The organism is Polaromonas sp. Polasp52 (genome assembly GCF_059491565.1).
On the sequence record NZ_CP168513.1, the window covers coordinates 253,941 to 268,442 of the forward strand.

Consider the following 14,502-nt stretch of genomic DNA (forward strand, 5'->3'; position numbering starts at 1 on the left):
GGTTCAGGATGAGGTGAAAGACGATGCTACCGGTTCAGCGGACAAACCAGCAGCCGAGGTAAAAGGTGAAGTGCCCGCAGCTTGCCGGACCCGGGGCGCATCGGGGTGCCAGCCCAGCACGGCCAGCAGCACGAAGAAGCCGACCACATAGCCCAGCGCCACATGCCAGCCGCCCTTGAGCCAGGCGACTACAGACCTGGCCTCGGGGTACATATTGGCCAGCGCCACGCCGGCCGAGGAGCCGAACCACAGCATGCTGCCGCCGAAGCCGACGGCATAGGCCAGAAAACCCCAGTCGTAGCCGCCCTGGTGCAGGGCCAGCGCCGTGAGCGGGATGTTGTCGAACACCGCGCTCACGAAGCCCAGGCCGAAAGCGCTTTGCCAGCTGGCGGCCGGCAGGTGCTGCACCGGCATCATGGAAGCGCACAGCACCAGCGACAGCAGGAAGACGCTGCCGCGCGCGGCCTCCGGCAGCAGGCCCCAGTTGGAGCGGCGCCAGGGCGTGGTCAGCGCGATCGCCACCCACACGGCGATGCCAATCACCGGAAGCCGCTCCAGCACCGCGGGGTCGCGCAGGTTGAAGTACACATTGGCGGCCACCGCCGACAGCAGGATGGTGGCGACAATGCCCAGGCGTGCCCAGTGCAGCTGCGCACCCGGCACAGCGTCCTTCATGATGGGCTGGAACGCGTGCTGCTGGCGCGCCGCGACCACGCCGAAGATGGCCAGCGCCACCACAGCGCCCGCATAGGACTCAAACACCTGGCCCGGCGAGACGCCGGCAATCCACATCATGGTGGTGGTGGTGTCGCCCACCACACTGCCCGAGCCGCCCGCGTTGCTGGCGGCCACGATGGCCGCCAGGAAGCCGATGTGCACGCGCTTGCGGTAGAGCACGGACGCCATGGTGCCGCCTATCATGGCCGCCGCGATGTTGTCGAGAAAGCTGGAGAGCACAAAGACCAGCAGCAGCATCACGAAGCCGCCCTTCCAGTCGTCGGGCAGGTAGCGCGGCAGCAGCGCCGGAATGCCGCTTTTTTCGAAATGGTCGGACAGCAGCGCGAAACCCAGCAACAGGCCCAGCAGGTTGGCCAGCGTCACCCACTCATGCGCCAGCAATTGCAGCAGGCCGCCCAGGCCGGGCGTGCCGGAAAAATCGCCCAGCGCGAGTTTGTAGAGCGTGATCACCGCCAGGCCCGCCAGCGCCACCTTGAGCGTGTGCCGGTGCAGCAGCGCCACACCGAGCAGCGTCAGGCCGAACAACACAAAATCAAGGGGGATACCTGCAATAGCCACGCGCTGGTTTTGGATAAAAGATAAGTAAGCGGTCGATTATGCCGGTGAGGCGATTTCAAACACCTGGCGCAGGTAGGCCAGGTATTTTTCGTCGTCGCACATGTTCTTGGACGGGGTATCGGAAAGCTTGGCCACCGGCTGGCCGTTGCAGCGAATCATCTTGATGACGATCTGCAGCGGCTCGTAACCGAGGTCGTTGGTCAGGTTGGTGCCTATGCCGAAGGCCAGCTGGCAGCGGCCCTTGAACTGGTGGTACAGCTCTATGGTGCGCGGCACCGTGAGGCCGTCGCTGAAGATCAGCGTCTTGGTTTTGGGGTCGACCCGGTTTTTGCTGTAGTGCGCAAGCATGCGCTCGCCCCACTGGAAAGGGTCCCCGCTGTCATGGCGCGCGCCGTCGAACAGCTTGCAGAAATACATGTCGAAATCGCGCAGGAAGGCGCTCATGCCGTAGACATCGGACAGCGCGATACCGAGGTCACCGCGGTATTCCTTGGCCCACGACTCAAAAGCGAAGACCTGGCTGTCGCGCAGCCGCGGCCCCAGCGCCTGGCAGGCCTGCAGGTATTCGTGCGCCATGGTGCCCAGCGGCGTCAGGCCCAGCTTCATCGCAAACAGCACGTTGCTGGTGCCGGCGAACTGCCCCTGCATCCCCGTGCCGAGACGCCCGGCCAGCGTGCGCAGCACTTCCTCGTGCCAGGCCTTGCCGAAGCGGCGGCGTGTGCCGTAGTCGGCGATCTTGAGCGCGCCCAGGCCCTCGGCCTGCAGTTCGCCGATCTTGGTGTCCAGCCGCCTGCGGCCTTCGGCAAAGTCGGCCTTTTTCTGCGTGTTGCGGAAGTAGACCTCGTTGATGATGGCCAGCACCGGGATCTCGAACAGGATGGTGTGCAGCCAGGGGCCCTTGATGGACACCTCGATCTCGCCCGAGGGCAGCGCCGTGACGCTCACGTATTTTTCGTTGAGCCGGAAGATGCCGAGGAAGTCGACGAAGTCGCTCTTGATGAAGCGCATGGCCTTGAGGTAGGCGAGCTCGGCATCCTGGAAGCGCAGGTTGCACAAGCCGCGGATTTCCTCGCGTATCTCGGTCACATAAGGCGCCAGGTCGCCTATGCCAGTCGCGCCGGCGTTGCGGCACTTGAAGCGGTACTCCACCTCGGCGCCCGGAAACTGGTGCAAGACCACCTGCATCATGGTGAACTTGTACAAGTCAGTGTCGAGCAAACTGGTGATGATCATGGAGAACGCTTGAGGGCCGCGGCGCAGGGGGAGCCTTGGCGGTTAATCAGGTGAACAAGCCCGCTGCAAACCATGCAGGCGGGCATCCAACGCGCCGGCTCAGGTACCGAGGAAATCCACTTCAAACAGCAAGGTGGCATTCGGCGGAATCACGCCGCCGGCGCCGCGCGCGCCATAGCCCAGCGCGGCCGGAATGATCAGGCGGCGCGTGCCGCCCACCGACATGCCCTGCACACCTTCGTCCCAGCCGCGAATGACCTGGCCCGCGCCCAGCGAAAACTCGAAAGGCTGGCCGCGGTCCTTGCTGGAGTCGAACTTGGCGCCCTGCACGCCGTCGTTGTAAAGCCAGCCGGTGTAGTGGACCTTGACGTTCTGGCCGGCCTTGGCGATGGCGCCTGTGCCCAGCACGGTATCTTCGTACTGCAGGCCGGAGGCGGTGGTGGTGATGTTGCTCATGAGGGTCCTTTGAGGGAAGGGAAGATTAAGAAGAGGAGGAAAAAGAGAAGAAACGGGAAAGAGGCGGGTCTTTCTTCACGAACCCCTGACTTTACCCGCAACCAGCAAAACCAGCCTGTCAGCGCGGGCAGCCAGCAGCTGGTTCTGTTCGGCCACCAGCAGGCCCAGGCCCTGCCGGCGCAGTGCCAGCAGCGCATCGCGAATCGATTCGACGAGGACGGGGGCAATGCCCTCGCAGGGCTCATCGAGCAGCAGGATGCGCGGGCCGGTCGTCAGCGTGCGGGCAATCGCCAGCATCTGCTGCTCGCCGCCGCTCATCTGGTCGGCGCGGCGTCCCAGCATGGCTTTGAGCGCGGGGAACAGGTCCAGTGCCCTGGCCTCCTGGGCCTGCAGGTCGCGGCCCGCCGCGATGCGCAGGTTCTCGCGCACCGTGAGTTCGGTGAACAGGCGGCGGTCTTCGGCGACATAACCCAGTCCGGCCTGGGCGCGGCGGTGGGTGTCCCAGCGTTCAATCGCCGCCAGGCCCGCGCCCTGGGGACCCATCGGGTCGCGGTAGCGGATGTGGCCTTCGGTACGCACTTCCAGGCCCATCAGGGACTTGAGCAACGTGGACTTGCCGGCGCCGTTCAGGCCCTGCAGCACCACCAGTTCACCAGGTGCTACTTGCAGCGACACCTCGAACAAGGCCTGGGCCGGGCCGTAGAAGGCATTGAGCTGGTCGACCTCAAGCATGGCCCTCTCCTTCGCCGCCAGCCTGGCCCAGGTAGCGGCTGCGCACCACGGCATCGCGCGAGATCTCGTCGAACGAGCCCTGCGCCGCCAGCCGGCCTTCTATCAGCACCAGCACGCGGTCGGCCACACCGGCCACGGCGTCCATATTGTGTTCGGTGTAAAGCACGGCCATGCCCTGCCCCGCCAGGTGCTTGACGAGCTGCATCAGCTCGGCGCGCTCAGGCCCGGCCAGGCCGGCGGCGGGTTCGTCCAGCAGCAGGAGCTGCGGCCGGGCCGCCAGCGCCACAGCCAGTTCCAGCCGCTTCTTCGCGCCATAGGGCAGGCTCAGCGCATCCTGCGCCGCCAGCGCTTCCAGGCCGGTTTGCGCCAGCAGCGCCAGGGCCTGTTCGCGCGCCTGGCCATCCAGGCTCCTGAAGGCGGAGATCGCCCGCAGGCCCAGGCGCGCCTGAATCGCCAGTTGCACGTTCTGCAGCACCGTGAGCGCTTCAAACACCTGGGCCACCTGGAAGCTGCGCGCCACGCCCAATTGCAGACGTGCCTGCGGGCTGAGCCCCCGCAGCGCCTGGCCGTTCCAGGCGATGCTGCCGCCCGTGAGCGGGTACTGGCCGGCAATGCAGGCAAAGGTGGTGGACTTGCCGGCGCCGTTGGGGCCTATCAAGGCCACGCACTGGCCCGGCCCTACCTCAAAACTCACGCCGTCCACGGCGCGCAGGCCGCCGAAATGTTTGACCAGTTGTTGGACCTGCAGCATCAGGCGCCCCTTCCAGGCCCGCGCCGCTGCCAGGCGCCAACAAGGCGCGGCAGCAAGCCCAGCAGCCCCGAGGGCGAAGCCACCATGATCAGCATGATGAAGACACCCAGCAGGCCCCGCCAGTAAGTGACCTCACGGCCCAGCTCGGCGCCCGCATAACTCAGCACCAAGCTGCCCACCACCGCGCCCCAAAGCTGGTGCACACCGCCCAGCAAGACCACCAGCAAGGCATCGACGGAGGTGGAGACCGACGCGAGCGAGGGAAACACCGCGCCCTTGTGCGCGGCAAACAGGCCGCCGGCCAGGCCCGCGAGCACGGCACTCTCCACAAAAATCCGGTATTTGAGCCAGTTCACCGCCAGCCCCGAGGCCGAGGCGCGCAAAGGCGCGTCGCGCAGGGCCTGCAGCGCGGCTCCCATGACCGAACGCGCCAGAAAGCGCAGCGCCGCCACGGCCACCAGTGCCAGCCCCACCAGCAGCGCGTAAAACACCGGCCTGCCTTCGTCGCCGACCAGCGTGAGGCCTATCAGGCCGTTGTCGCCGCCGGTAAGCCCAACCCACTGCGTGGCACCGGCCCAGATGACCTGCGCGAGCGCCAGCGACAGCATGGCCAGGTACACACCGCTGCTGCGCACCACCGCCGCGCCGAACACCGCGGCCACCACCAGGGCCGCGCCGCAACCGGCCGCCAGCGCCAGCGGAAGCGAGGCGCCCCAGAGGCTGTGCGAGAGCGCCGCGCCGTAGGCGCCCAGCGCAAAAAAGGCGGCGTGGCCAAAGCTGACCAGGCCGCCCAGCGCCATCATGGACTGCAGGCTGATGCCGAAAATCATGAGGATCAGCGCATCGGCCGCCAGCGCCTGCCAGTAAGGCCCGCCCGCCCAGGCCAGGCCGGCCAGCAGCACAAATGATGCGGCGATGGCCGAAGACCCGGCCGCACCCACGCCCAGGCCGCGGAATTTCTGGGCCGCCTCGCGCACGCCGCTACCGGCCTCCTGCGCTGAGGCCGCCCTGCCGTTGAGCCCCTGGGGGCGGAACACCAGCACCACGGCCATGGTCAGGAACACGATGACCAGCGTCGCCTGCGGGAACACGTTGATGCCGAAGGCGTGGACCAGCCCTATCAGCAGCGCCGCCACAAAAGCGCCGCCTATGCTGCCCAGCCCGCCGGTGACCACCACCACAAAGGTTTCCACGATCACGTTCATGTCCATCTGCAGGTGGGCGGGCTCACGCGGCAGCTGCAGCGCGCCGGCCAGGCCCGCCAGCGCGCAGCCCAGCACCACGGCGCCCAGCATCAGCGGGCGCGGGTTGACGCCCAGCGCCGCGAGCATGGAGCGGTCCTGCGTGGCCGCGCGCAGGCGCTGGCCGAAACGCGAACGCCGCAGCAACAGGTGCAGGCCCAGCCAGACCAGCGGGCCCAGCGCGATCATCGCAAGCTGGTAAACCGGGAAAAACTCGTCGCCGATCTGCACCGAGCCCTTGAGGCCCGGAAAGCGCGGCGCGAACACCTCGTCGGGGCCGAAGCCCCACTGCATCGCGTCGTGCATTGCCAGCGTCAGGCCGAAGGTGGCGACCAGCTGGTACAGCTCGGGGGCTCCGCTCATGCGCCTGAGCAGCAAAAACTCCGCCGCGGCGCCCGCCAGGCCCGCGCAGGCCGCGCCCATCAAAATCGCCAGCAAGTACAGCGGCGCGCTTTCGCCCCAGGCCGGAAACCAATGGGTGACCCAGTGCGCGGTGAACAGCGCGCCCAGCATGAAAAAACTGCCATGCGCGAAATTCACGATGCGGGTTACGCCGAAGATCAGCGTGAGGCCCGCCGCCATCAGGAACAGCGTGGTGGCGTAAGACAGTCCACCTAGGAGCTGGACCAGGGAAAACGTCATCCCCTCAATCCAGCCAGGTCGTGAACTCGGAAGCGGGGACTCTTGGCGTTCTGAAAGTGTTGACCAGCGCGGTTTCATCGGCATAGCCCAGCGACATGCCGCACACCAGCATCTCGTCAGGACCCGCGCCTATGTGCGGCAAGATGATTTTTCCGAAACCGTTCCAGGCGGCCTGCGGGCAGGTGTGCAGGCCCAGGCCGCGCGCGGCCACCATGAGGTTCTGCATGAACATGCCGTAATCCACCAGCGAGCCGCGGCCCATCACGCGGTCCAGCGTGAACATCAGGCCCACGGGCGCGTCGAAGAATTTGAAATTGCGGTGGTGCTGCGCATGCATCCTGTCCTTGTCGCCCTTGGTGATGTCCAGCAGGCCGTAAAGTCCCCAGCCGTTGGCGCGGCGCCTGTCTATATAGGGCGAGACCCACTTCTCGGGGTAATAGTCGTACTCCTCCTGGTACTCGGCCGCCAGCGCGGGGTTGGCGTACAGCGCGTCATGCGCCTGGCAGACTTTTTCGACCAGGGTGTCGCGGCTCGCGCCCTGCAGCACATAGGCTTTCCAGGGCTGGGTGTTGGTGCCCGAGGGCGCGCGGCTGGCGACCTCCAGCAGGTGGGCGATGGTTTCGCGCGGCACCGGCTTGGGTAAAAACTGGCGTATGGACTGGCGGCTCACGATGGCTTCATCGACCGCATTGCGCGCATCGCCGGCCTGGCGCGGGGTGATATAGGGAAGCACGGGCGGTGCCTGGGTCATCTGAGGGTCTCCAGTACGGAAAGCAGTTCGGGCGGAAGCGGCGCCGGCCGGCGCGTGGCGCGGTCGACGTAAACATGGATGAAATGGCCCCTGGCCGCGCACAGCAGGGTTTCATCGCCGGGGAACAAGGCCACCTCGTAGCGCACGCTGGACGAACCCACATGCGCCACGCGGATCCCGGCCACCACGGGCTCGGGAAAGGCCAGCGGCGCGAAGTAGTTGCACTGGGTTTCTATGACCAGGCCTATCACGCCGCCGGTGTGGATGTCGATGGCGCCGCGCTCGATCAGCAGGCCGTTGACGGCGGTATCGAACCAGCTGTAGTAAACGACGTTGTTGACGTGGCCGTAGATGTCGTTGTCGGACCAGCGGGTGCCGATGTCGCGGAAAGCTTTGTAGGCGCTACGGGCTTCGGCTTGCGGCCGTGTCGGGGAACTCATGAGGCCTTATTTTGCCAGTGCGGGCCGCGCCGGGCTCACGGGCATTTTTGACCCGATGGCCTGGGGCTCGCGCCCCAGCAGTTCCGGCAATCGGTTGGGTGAGGGAACGTTGTCCCGCTGCAGCAAGATCCAGTGCCCGTAAGAAAACGGCGAGAAATGCAGCACGTCGCAGACATGCGCGCCCAGCCGTGCCGCCCAATTGGGCAGCGGCAGTTGCAGCGCGCGGGTGGCGGTGTAGTCGGCGCGCAGTTCGCGCAGGTATTCCGCATAGCCATAACGGCGGCTGCCGCCCAGTTCGACCTCGCGGTGGGCGGCCAGGGTCGGCATGGCCGCCAGGGCGGCGAAGGCCAGGCCGAGGTCGGTGGCCGTCATGGCCGCGATGCCGCCGCGCGCGCCACGCGGAATGCCATGCACGGGCGAGCGCGACAGGCCGCGCAGCCAGCGCGCGCCAAAACCGCCCTCGCCGTCAAGCAGCGAGGGGCGCACGATGGCATAGTCGCTGCCCGAGGCCGCGATGGCGCGCTCACCCAGCAGCTTGCTCGAGAGGAAACGGCTTTTGGCGCCTTCGTGCAAACCCAGGGCCGAGGTGTGTATGAAGCGTATGCCCGCCTCGGCGCAGGCGACGGCCAGCGCCGCGGGCGCACGGTGGTGCACATGGTCGTAGGACTCGTTGGGCCGCTGGCGCAGAATGCCCACGCAATTGACAACCACATCGACATCCTTGAGCAGCGCGGCCCAGGCGCCGGGCTGCAGCAACTGCTCGAAGCGCGCAAGCCGCATGTCGGCAAAAGAATAAGCCGCCTGGTGGCGCGCGGGGTGGCGGCTGCCTATCGCGAGCCGCGCACCCGAAGCGTGCAGTGCCGCCACGGCATGGCGGCCGATGAAGCCGGTGCCGCCGAGGACGAGGACACGCACAAGGGAAGGTTTTTCAGGAGGGTCGGGAATATCGGTGGTGTTCGGCGCCATGTTTTGCTTTTGTCTGTCCAGGGGTCGCCGAAGCGAATCTGAGGCAATGTAGCAGCAATGCTAGGGATTCCAGCGCGCCCAGTATTCGAGTGCCAGCGTGTAAGTGTTCATCTGCACCTGCACGGTCTCGTCGATGTTGATACCGTAACCGCCCGCCATGGCAAATGCCAGCGGGATGCGGCGCTGCCAGGCCCAGTCGAAGACGCGCCGGTCGCGCGCCTCCAGGCCGTCGAAACTGAGCGCCAGGCGGCCCAGGCGGTCGCCCTCGTAAGGGTCGGCGCCGGCCAGGTACAAAACCAGGCCGGGCTCGAAGCGCCGCTCGAGTTCGTCGAGCGCATGCTCCAGCGCCTGCAGGTAAGCTGCGTCGCCGCAGCCGTCGGGCAGGTCCACGTCCAGGTCGCTGGCCTCCTTGCGAAACGGGAAATTCTTCTGCCCATGCAGCGACAGCGTGAAGACGCTGGGGTCATTGGCAAAGATGCTGGCCGTGCCGTTGCCCTGGTGCACGTCCAGGTCGATGATGGCGACCTGCAGCGGCTTGCGCCCGTGCCTGTGTTGCCGTGCCCATTCCGCCTGCATCAGCCTGGCGGCAAGGGCCGCATCGTTGAACACGCAAAAGCCGCCGCCCTTGTGCGCATAGGAATGGTGCGTTCCCCCGGCGAGGTTGGCCGCAATGCCCTCCCCCAGCCGGCCCGGCGAACCCATGGCCACGCGGGCCGCCGCGACGGTGGCGCCGGCCGAGCGGCGCGCGCGTTCGGCCATGCCCGGGCTCCAGGGAAAACCAATCTCACGCTGGGCCGCGGCCGGCAGGGTTCCGTGGCTGATGGCGTCTATGTAGTCCGGCGTGTGTACCAGCGCGAGCTCGCCGTCCGTTGCGGCCGGCGCCTGCGCCATGCGCACCCGCGGGCGTTCATTCACCAGGCGGTCGCGCAGCAAACGGTATTTCGCCATGGGAAAGCGATGGCCGGGCGGCAGCGGCAAAACAAAGTTGTCGGCGTAGAAGGCTTGCAAGATGGTGAAGGTGTTGCGATTTCGGGGCTGAGGCCATTGTGGCCTCGGGCCACACATATAGAAAAATGGGTGCATGCAGGGCGAGTCGAGTAGTCCTTTTTGGGTACTTTTCAGCGCTGTTTCAGAGCGTTACCTAGGGCTTGGCCTCTAAATTGGTGCACTGCAACATAAAATACTTGCAATGGTGCACACAGTCCCTATACTTGGACTTATGTTGCAGTGCAGCAATTCAGCGCAAAGCAACACCATTGCCCTCACCTAAACCTATTTTGGAGATTCATTATGCTGACCGCTGAACAAGTCCTCGCTTCCCACAAAGCCAACATCGAAACCATGTTTGGCCTGACCCACAAAGCCTTCGAAGGCGTTGAAAAACTGGTCGAACTGAACGTGCAAGCCACCAAGGCCGCCCTGGCTGAAAGCGCCAACCACACGCAAGCCGTGCTGGGCGTGAAAGACGCACAAGAACTGCTGGCCCTGCAAGCCGGCCTGGTCCAGCCCCTGGCTGAAAAGACCGCCGCCTACAGCCGCCACCTCTATGACATCGCTTCGGCCGCCGGCGCTGAACTGGGCAAGACCTTTGAAACCCAGGCTGCCGATGCACAGAAGAAATTCGTCGGCCTGGTCGACAACGCCGCCAAGAACGCACCGGCCGGTTCCGAAACCGCCGTGGCTGTCCTGAAGAGCGCCGTCGCCGCCGCCAACAACGCTTTCGAGTCGGTCCAGAAGGCCGTCAAGCAAGCCACCGACATCGCTGAAGCCAACTTCAACACGGTGGCTGCTTCCGCCGTGAACGCCACCAAGACGACCACCGCCAAAAAGCGCTGATCGCAGCGCCTCGCGCGCTACCGTTCATGGAGCCTGTTTCGCGAATCCTGTTTGATTGAACGGGTTTCAAGCCAGTTGTCTCCTCGGGTCCCTTCCGAAATTCATTTTCACGGACCCCTTAAAGCCCGATCGCAAGATTGGGCTTTTTTTTGGCCTGCGCTATTTCTCTATTTCTGCGCCGTGACCGCCGCGGCCTCGAGTTTGGCCTTGAGCTGCGGCAACGCCGCCAGCATGGCCGCCCGGCCCGCGTCGATGGCGCGCTGGCGCGCCGAGAAGTCGGCGCTCTTGAGGCCCGCGAGTGAGGGTCGCACGACGACGTCGGCATCCTTGAGCTCGTACTGGTTGATGCTTTTGCCCATGATGGCAAAGGTTTGCAGCAGGATTTGCAGGGTGTCGCCCGCGGGATTGGCTTCAGGCGCGCTCGATATATCGACGGCCACCACGATGTCGGCGCCCATTTGCCGCGCAAAACGCACCGGCACCGGCGATACCAGGCCGCCGTCCACGTACTCGCGGCCGTTGATCTTGACCGGCAGGAACACCGCCGGCACCGCGCTCGATGCGCGCACCGCCGTGCCGGTGTCGCCGCGCTGGAACAGCACGGCCTGGCCGCTGTTGAGGTCGGTGGCGACGATACCCAGCGGAATCGCCATGTTCTCCATGGTGCGGTTGGCGACCAGGTCGTTGACATAGCGGGCCAGCGCGTCGCCGCGGAACATGCCGCGGCCGAAGATGGGCAGCATCCAGTCGGTGATGGCCACCTCCTCCATACTCAGCGCGGTCTGCTGCAGCTGCGCGCTGGTCTTGCCGCTGGCATAGAGCGCCGCCACCAGGCTGCCGGCCGAGGTGCCGACCACGAGCTGCGGCTTGAGCCCGGCTTCCTCGAGCACGGCGATCACGCCCACATGGGCAAAACCGCGCGCCGCACCGCCGCCCAGCGCCAGCCCCACACGCACCGGCTTTCTGGCGGCCTCCGCCGGCGGCGGCACGGTCGCAACCGGCCCGGACGGCATGACGGCGCAACCGGCCAGCAACAGCATGGCCACAGCCATGCAGGCGCCCGCATACCTGCCTGGCTCGCATGAAAACGTGCCCAGCGTAGGGACTCTGCCAAGAATGATTCTTATTTGCTTTATCATGGCCGGGCTTTAAAAATACCTGTAAGGAAGTGGAAAGTTATGTTCAAAAAAGTGCTTCTCTCGTCGCTGCTCTTGCTGGCAGGCCTGGCATCGGCCCAGGAGCAGGTGGTCAACCTGTATTCTGCCCGCCATTACCAGACCGACGAAAAGCTCTACAGCGACTTCACCAAGGCCACCGGCATCAGGGTCAACCGCGTGGACGCCGACGACGCCGGCATCCTGGCCCGCCTGAAGGCTGAAGGCGCGGCCTCCCCCGCCGACGTGATTTTGCTGGTCGACGCGGCTCGCCTCTGGAAGGGCGACGCGGACGGCCTGTTCCGGCCCATCAAGTCGCCGGCCCTCGAGGCCGCCATTCCCGCCAAGCTGCGCGCCAAGGAAACCGCCGAAGGCACGACCTGGTTCGGCTTCTCGACTCGCGCCCGCGTGGTGGTGTTCGACAAGCTCAAGGTCAAGAAGGCCGATGTCGACAGCTACGAAAAACTAGCCGACCCGAAGAACAAGGGCCTGCTGTGCACCCGCTCGGGCGCCCATCCCTACAACCTCTCGCTGTTCGGCGCCGTGACCGAGCACCTGGGCGAAGCCAAGGCCGAGCAGTGGCTCAAGGGCCTGGTGGCCAATATGGCGCGCGACCCCAAGGGCGGCGACAGCGACCAGATCAAGGCCGTGGCCAGCGGCGAATGCGGCATTGCATTGACCAACACCTACTACCTGGCGCGCATCATGCGTTCCAACGCGCCCGACGACAAAGTCGTGGCCGACCGGGTCGGTGTGGTCTTCCCCAACCAGGACAGCTGGGGCACGCATGTAAACATCGCCGGCGCAGCCGTCGCCAAGAACGCCAAGAACACGGCCAACGCCGTCAAGTTCATGGAATACCTGGCCAGCCCGAGCGCGCAGGAATACTTCGCCAACGGCAACAATGAATGGCCCGCCGTGCCGGGCCTGGGCGTCAGCAACCCGGCGCTCAAGGCCATGAGCCCCTCGGGCAACGGCAGCTTCAAGTCCGAAACCATCCCGATCAGCGCCGTGGGCAACAACCAGCTCAAGGTGCAGCAGATGCTGGACCGCGTCGGCTACAAATAAAACCCAGCCAGCGCCCTTGTTTTGCAAAAGCCCGGCCGCCAACAGGCGCCGGGCTTTTTTCATGCGCCATAATTGACGTTTACGTTAACGTCATGTCGCCCGGACTTGTTAGCGGGCCCCGGCGTTCGCACCAACCCCTTTTAAACCTCCCACTCTTCATTCAAGGAATCACCATGGAAATCGCAGGCAAAGTATTTATCGTCACCGGCGGCGCATCGGGCCTGGGTGAAGGCACGGCGCGCATGCTGGTGGCCAATGGCGCGAAAGTCGTCATTGCCGACATGCAGGCCGACAAGGGCGAAGCCATCGCCAAGGAACTGGGCGCGGACAAGGCCGCCTTCGTCAAGTGCGACGTGAGCCAGGAGGCCGACGGCCAGGCCGTGGTGGCCAAGGCGGTCGCCATGGGCAAGCTGATGGGCCTGGTGAACTGCGCCGGCATCGCCCCCGCCGAAAAAACCGTGGGCAAGAACGGCGCGCACGGCCTGGCCTTGTTCAGCAAGACCATCACCGTCAACCTCATCGGCAGCTTCAACATGATCCGCCTGGCGGCCGACGCCATGTGCAAGAACGAGCCCGAAGCCACCGGTGAGCGCGGCGTGCTGATTTCCACCGCCTCGGTGGCGGCCTACGACGGCCAGATCGGCCAGGCCGCCTACAGCGCCTCCAAAGGAGGCATCGTCGGCATGACCCTGCCGATTGCGCGCGACCTGGCGCGCAACGGCATCCGCAACATGACGATTGCCCCCGGCATCTTCGGCACACCCATGCTCTTCGGCATGCCGCAGGAAGTGCAGGACTCGCTGGCCGCCGGCGTCCCCTTCCCCTCGCGCCTGGGCACACCGCAAGACTATGCGCGCCTGGCCAAACACATCATCGAAAACGACATGCTCAACGGCGAAGTGATTCGCCTGGACGGCGCGATCCGCCTCGCACCGCGCTGAGCGGGTTCAGGCCGCGGGCGGGTGCAGCGCAGCCAGCCTGTCGGTCAGCAGCGCCGACAGCCTGTCTATCACCTCGTTGACGCGGGCCGGCACGTAGCGCCGGCTCGGCACCACCGCGTAAAGCGGCGCCGGCTCGCCCAGATGACCTTCGAACAAGCGCACCAGCTTGCCGCCGGCCAGCGAGGCCATCAGGTCGATCTCGGACTGGTAGACAATGCCTCGCCCTTCCAGCGCCCACTGCAGAGCGATGGAGGCGTCGTTGCAGGCCAGCGGCCCGGCCACGCGCACCTGGAAAGGCGCACTGGCCTCCCCCTGCAATTCGAACTGCCACTGGTCCTGGCGGCGCTCGCGCACATGGCAGACCAGACAGTCGTGCTGCGCGAGTTCGCAGGGCTGCACGGGCGTTCCGCGGCGCGCCAGGTAGTCGGGGCTGGCACAGGCGATGCGGCGGGCCGGCGCCAGCAGGCGCGCCGAATGGGTGGAGTCCATCAGCGGCCCGTTGCGCAGCGCCACGTCTATGCCTTCGCGCACCAGGTCCACGCGCGCGTCGCTAATTTGCAGGTCGATCTCGATGCCGGGATGCAGCGCGGCGAACTCCGCCAGCCAGTAGGCAAGCATCTCGCGCGCCAGCATGGCCGTGGCGGTGATGCGTATGCTCCCCGTGAGGCCGAAGGTGCCGGCGCGCACCTTGGCCTGGCCTTCGGCCACCAACTCGAGCGCGCGGCGCGCGTGCTCGACCATGACCGCGCCTTCGGCCGTGGGCCGCACGGCGCGCGTGGTGCGCTCGAACAGGCGCACGCCCAGCGAGGTTTCCAGCCGCTTGATCGCCGCGCTGACGGCGGCCGTGGAAAGCCGGCAGCGCTTGCCCGCGCCCGTGAGGCTGCCGGTCTCCGCGGTGGCCAGCAGCACACGCAAGGCATCAAGATTGTCAAATTCCATGGAAGAGTGATTTCTCCGAAACGCCATTGTGGGGCGCGGGGCCGCTGGCTATATTT

Annotated in this window: 15 protein-coding genes; 3 read left to right on the plus strand and 12 right to left on the minus strand. The window is 65.9% G+C overall.

The window, feature by feature from the left end; all coding sequences use genetic code 11:
* Positions 1-3: 3 nt before the first annotated feature.
* The 10 genes from ACEN9P_RS01270 to ACEN9P_RS01315 all read right to left on the minus strand — a co-directional run bounded on the left by ACEN9P_RS01270 (position 4) and on the right by ACEN9P_RS01315 (position 9,516).
* A complete protein-coding gene (locus ACEN9P_RS01270) occupies positions 4-1,296 on the minus strand; it encodes a citrate transporter (RefSeq protein ID WP_495620863.1) in 1,293 nt (430 codons plus the stop codon).
* Between the two features lie 36 nt (positions 1,297-1,332).
* Complete coding sequence (pncB, locus tag ACEN9P_RS01275) at positions 1,333-2,529, minus strand: nicotinate phosphoribosyltransferase (protein WP_477713393.1); 1,197 nt, start codon at positions 2,527-2,529, stop codon at positions 1,333-1,335.
* Between the two features lie 99 nt (positions 2,530-2,628).
* On the minus strand, positions 2,629-2,985 hold the full coding sequence (locus ACEN9P_RS01280; protein ID WP_007868513.1) for an FKBP-type peptidyl-prolyl cis-trans isomerase: 357 nt from the start codon (positions 2,983-2,985) through the stop codon (positions 2,629-2,631).
* A 75-nt stretch (positions 2,986-3,060) separates the two neighbouring features.
* Positions 3,061-3,717 carry an ABC transporter ATP-binding protein gene (locus tag ACEN9P_RS01285; protein ID WP_495620864.1) on the minus strand — a complete coding sequence of 219 codons (657 nt, stop codon included), beginning with the start codon at positions 3,715-3,717 and terminating at the stop codon, positions 3,061-3,063.
* A complete protein-coding gene (locus ACEN9P_RS01290; RefSeq protein ID WP_477701191.1) occupies positions 3,710-4,468 on the minus strand; it encodes an ABC transporter ATP-binding protein in 759 nt (252 codons plus the stop codon). Before ACEN9P_RS01290 ends, ACEN9P_RS01285 begins: the two co-directional genes overlap by 8 nt.
* Positions 4,468-6,351, minus strand: a complete 1,884-nt coding sequence (locus ACEN9P_RS01295; protein WP_495620865.1) for an ABC transporter permease — start codon at positions 6,349-6,351, stop codon at positions 4,468-4,470. Before ACEN9P_RS01295 ends, ACEN9P_RS01290 begins: the two co-directional genes overlap by 1 nt.
* A 4-nt stretch (positions 6,352-6,355) precedes the next feature.
* Positions 6,356-7,102: a nitroreductase gene (locus ACEN9P_RS01300; protein WP_495620866.1), complete on the minus strand. Its 747-nt coding sequence runs from the start codon at positions 7,100-7,102 to the stop codon at positions 6,356-6,358.
* Positions 7,099-7,542: an acyl-CoA thioesterase gene (locus ACEN9P_RS01305; RefSeq protein WP_495620867.1), complete on the minus strand. Its 444-nt coding sequence runs from the start codon at positions 7,540-7,542 to the stop codon at positions 7,099-7,101. The genes ACEN9P_RS01300 and ACEN9P_RS01305 overlap by 4 nt, the downstream gene beginning before the upstream one ends.
* Before the next feature lie 6 nt (positions 7,543-7,548).
* On the minus strand, positions 7,549-8,508 hold the full coding sequence (locus tag ACEN9P_RS01310) for an NAD(P)H-binding protein (protein ID WP_495620868.1): 960 nt from the start codon (positions 8,506-8,508) through the stop codon (positions 7,549-7,551).
* A 60-nt stretch (positions 8,509-8,568) separates the two neighbouring features.
* Positions 8,569-9,516, minus strand: a complete 948-nt coding sequence (locus ACEN9P_RS01315; RefSeq protein ID WP_477661933.1) for a histone deacetylase family protein — start codon at positions 9,514-9,516, stop codon at positions 8,569-8,571.
* Between the two features lie 279 nt (positions 9,517-9,795).
* Here ACEN9P_RS01315 and ACEN9P_RS01320 point away from each other — a divergent pair, with 279 nt between their 5' ends.
* The gene (locus ACEN9P_RS01320; RefSeq protein WP_074575166.1) at positions 9,796-10,344 is read left to right on the plus strand and encodes a phasin family protein; all 549 of its coding nucleotides are present in this window, start codon (positions 9,796-9,798) and stop codon (positions 10,342-10,344) included.
* A gap of 167 nt (positions 10,345-10,511) precedes the next feature.
* Here ACEN9P_RS01320 and ACEN9P_RS01325 read toward each other — a convergent pair whose 3' ends face one another.
* Positions 10,512-11,396: a patatin-like phospholipase family protein gene (locus tag ACEN9P_RS01325; RefSeq protein WP_477661932.1), complete on the minus strand. Its 885-nt coding sequence runs from the start codon at positions 11,394-11,396 to the stop codon at positions 10,512-10,514.
* 126 nt (positions 11,397-11,522) lie between these two features.
* Between ACEN9P_RS01325 and ACEN9P_RS01330 the strand changes: the two genes are divergently transcribed.
* Positions 11,523-12,566, plus strand: a complete 1,044-nt coding sequence (locus ACEN9P_RS01330; protein ID WP_477661931.1) for an extracellular solute-binding protein — start codon at positions 11,523-11,525, stop codon at positions 12,564-12,566.
* A gap of 173 nt (positions 12,567-12,739) precedes the next feature.
* A complete protein-coding gene (locus ACEN9P_RS01335) occupies positions 12,740-13,507 on the plus strand; it encodes a 3-hydroxyacyl-CoA dehydrogenase (RefSeq protein WP_477661930.1) in 768 nt (255 codons plus the stop codon).
* 6 nt (positions 13,508-13,513) lie between these two features.
* Here the strand turns inward: ACEN9P_RS01335 and ACEN9P_RS01340 are convergent, their stop codons facing one another.
* Positions 13,514-14,446 carry a LysR family transcriptional regulator gene (locus ACEN9P_RS01340; protein WP_477661929.1) on the minus strand — a complete coding sequence of 311 codons (933 nt, stop codon included), beginning with the start codon at positions 14,444-14,446 and terminating at the stop codon, positions 13,514-13,516.
* Positions 14,447-14,502: the final 56 nt, after the last annotated feature.

What these genes read in the sequence shown, in the direction of transcription:
- pncB (WP_477713393.1), bottom strand. Translation starts at nt 2,529, where the DNA reads ATGATCATCACCAGTTTGCTCGACACTGACTTGTACAAGTTCACCATG.
- ACEN9P_RS01285 (WP_495620864.1), bottom strand. Translation starts at nt 3,717, where the DNA reads ATGCTTGAGGTCGACCAGCTCAATGCCTTCTACGGCCCGGCCCAGGCC.
- ACEN9P_RS01295 (WP_495620865.1), bottom strand. Translation starts at nt 6,351, where the DNA reads ATGACGTTTTCCCTGGTCCAGCTCCTAGGTGGACTGTCTTACGCCACC.
- ACEN9P_RS01340 (WP_477661929.1), bottom strand. Translation starts at nt 14,446, where the DNA reads ATGGAATTTGACAATCTTGATGCCTTGCGTGTGCTGCTGGCCACCGCG.
- ACEN9P_RS01310 (WP_495620868.1), bottom strand. Translation starts at nt 8,508, where the DNA reads ATGGCGCCGAACACCACCGATATTCCCGACCCTCCTGAAAAACCTTCC.
- ACEN9P_RS01300 (WP_495620866.1), bottom strand. Translation starts at nt 7,102, where the DNA reads ATGACCCAGGCACCGCCCGTGCTTCCCTATATCACCCCGCGCCAGGCC.
- ACEN9P_RS01290 (WP_477701191.1), bottom strand. Translation starts at nt 4,468, where the DNA reads ATGCTGCAGGTCCAACAACTGGTCAAACATTTCGGCGGCCTGCGCGCC.
- ACEN9P_RS01330 (WP_477661931.1), top strand. Translation starts at nt 11,523, where the DNA reads ATGTTCAAAAAAGTGCTTCTCTCGTCGCTGCTCTTGCTGGCAGGCCTG.
- ACEN9P_RS01325 (WP_477661932.1), bottom strand. Translation starts at nt 11,396, where the DNA reads ATGGCTGTGGCCATGCTGTTGCTGGCCGGTTGCGCCGTCATGCCGTCC.
- ACEN9P_RS01280 (WP_007868513.1), bottom strand. Translation starts at nt 2,985, where the DNA reads ATGAGCAACATCACCACCACCGCCTCCGGCCTGCAGTACGAAGATACC.
- ACEN9P_RS01305 (WP_495620867.1), bottom strand. Translation starts at nt 7,542, where the DNA reads ATGAGTTCCCCGACACGGCCGCAAGCCGAAGCCCGTAGCGCCTACAAA.
- ACEN9P_RS01335 (WP_477661930.1), top strand. Translation starts at nt 12,740, where the DNA reads ATGGAAATCGCAGGCAAAGTATTTATCGTCACCGGCGGCGCATCGGGC.